At 57.2% G+C, this 1,634-nt stretch carries 3 protein-coding genes; all 3 read left to right on the top strand.

The features are described 5' to 3' along the window. Positions 1-303, top strand: a 303-nt coding sequence (locus tag ACXJ7R_RS32000) for a hypothetical protein (protein ID WP_457155299.1), incomplete at its 5' end; no start/stop codon positions are given. Between the two features lie 26 nt (positions 304-329). After that, on the top strand, positions 330-1,079 hold the full coding sequence (locus tag ACXJ7R_RS32005) for a lysozyme (protein ID WP_457155300.1): 750 nt from the start codon (positions 330-332) through the stop codon (positions 1,077-1,079). A 202-nt stretch (positions 1,080-1,281) separates the two neighbouring features. Beyond that, a partial coding sequence (locus ACXJ7R_RS32010) for a WD40 repeat domain-containing protein (protein WP_457155301.1) occupies positions 1,282-1,634 on the top strand: 353 nt, incomplete at its 3' end.

Raw genomic sequence — 1,634 nt, forward strand, 5'->3', positions numbered from 1 at the left:
GTGTATGTCTTGGGAGATGGCGGATCAGGGGACAAATTGCAGGCTGGCGTCACGATCAGCACAAAACCGCCACTGAAGGTCGGGCCGCCCGCCGGCCTTGAATCCTACCTGGTGCTTGCGACGACTTCGCCAGTCAACGTCCATTTCCTCGAGCAGCAGGGCATAGATCCCAGAGATGCCGGCCCGCTTGGCTGGCTTCTCGCTGGGCTCTCTAATCCTGGTTTCAGGGACTCCGCCCAGGTTCCGGATTTTGATCTGAATTCCTGGGCAACCATGCGGATGGATATTGAAATTCAACCTTAACTCGGCAAGTCGGAGAAGGACAGACAATGACAGTTTTCAAGAAAGCACAATCGGACAGGCAAGGGTTCAAGCGTAAGCCTTGGTCGCAGGCTGTTCTTCTGGCGTTATGCGTGACAACAGTCTCGATCGCGCACGTCCAAGCCGGTCAGGCGGTGAAAACCCTCAAGGACAAGCATGCGCCGGGCATCCTCCTGGAAGACACCAAGGATGTACTGCCGCAGGGTGTGGAATTGCGCAAGGTATACCGGCCCGGCATTGAATTGACCAAGAAATGGGAAGGGTGGGTCCCCAAGCGCTATAATGATGCCGTTGGCTACTGCACCGTCGGCTACGGCCATCTCCTGAAGAAAAAGAACTGCGACGGTACGGGTAACGAAGTGGAGTTCCTGAAAGGTATCTCGAAAAAGCGCGGTGAAGAGCTGCTTATCGAGGACATGTCGAAGGCCCAGATCACTGTGCAGCTGGCCGTGCCAAAAGATATCGACGACGGCGCCTATGCCGCGCTTGTCGATTTTACGTTCAATGTTGGCGGCAACAACTTCAAGACCTCGACCCTTCTCGCGGTCGTCAAGAAAAAGCAGTTTGATCGTGTCCCCGAACAGCTCCTCAGATGGACACGTGCGGCAGGTGTCGAACTGGTAGGATTGAAGAACCGCCGCAAAGACGAGATCAAGGTGTTCTTTGACGGAAAGCCGGTTCCGAAGCCGGCGCCCATACCGGGTGAGGATCTGTCGCCTCTCAATATCGATGTTGTTGCCGAAAAGACGGCAAACTAGGATGCATCATGCCACATCCGTGCCGATTCTGGAGGCAGTAGCGCGCAACGGGTTATAGCGAGAGCATCGTCGGCGCCCCTACGCTGCGACGCGTCGCGCGGCGTAGGGCGTGTCGATCTTCGAAGGCAAGCGACGACTGTCACCGACCCAGTTGCAAAGAGAGTTCGCGGCAAGCCGCGACAGCTTTCAATGAGGGCTGCGCATGAGACCACACCGGGTAATTTTCGAGGTCCTGTACTTTTTCCTGATTTGTTCGGTGTTGTGCGGCGTCGCCTTTGCACAGGACATTGGTAGTCGCGGCCCAGACAATTTCGCTGCCCTGGTGCCCAACCTGCGGCCGCAGGAGGCTTCGTTCGTGACGTTCTCACCCAATGGCAAGCTGCTGGCCACAGGTGGCGGGTATGGTGAGCCGGCAGCAAGGCTCTGGGACGCGGACACCGGACGTTTTTTGCGCGTTATTGACGGCAGCAACAGCAGCGCTTCGATCGGAGTGCACGTCAGTGCTTTTGGCTTCTCCGACGACGGGCTGACCGCAGTGACAGGAGACGATGAGGG

This window comes from Mesorhizobium sp. P5_C1 (genome assembly GCF_054049815.1).